This window comes from Cupriavidus sp. SIMBA_020 (genome assembly GCF_046535395.1).
GTDB classification, from domain to species: Bacteria; Pseudomonadota; Gammaproteobacteria; order Burkholderiales; family Burkholderiaceae; genus Cupriavidus; species Cupriavidus campinensis.
The window spans coordinates 1-249 of the sequence record NZ_JAWRWU010001274.1; the positions used below are offsets into that span (position 1 = coordinate 1).

1 protein-coding gene is annotated in these 249 nt (G+C 67.9%); it reads right to left on the reverse strand.

Going from position 1 to position 249, the window contains the following annotated elements; translation table 11 throughout:
* Nucleotides 1-249 (reverse strand): glycine betaine ABC transporter substrate-binding protein (locus tag SB751_RS33605; RefSeq protein WP_410749446.1); only part of this gene is annotated, 249 nt, incomplete at both ends.

Consider the following 249-nt stretch of genomic DNA (forward strand, 5'->3'; position numbering starts at 1 on the left):
GTACGCCTTCTCGAACGACGGCAGCGCGGACGCGCTGTTCACGAACTCGGCCGACGCCGCGAGCTTGAGCTTGCCGCCGCCCGCGACCCATTTGCCGAGATCGGAGAAGGTCTTCAGATGCTGCGCCTGCGCGACCGGCGCGAGCACGGCGACGCCCCACGTGTTGTTCGCCGGCGCCGGCGTGAGCCACACGAGATGGTTCGCCGAATAGTCGAGCTTCTTCGCGGTGTCGTAGCCCTGGCTCGCGTT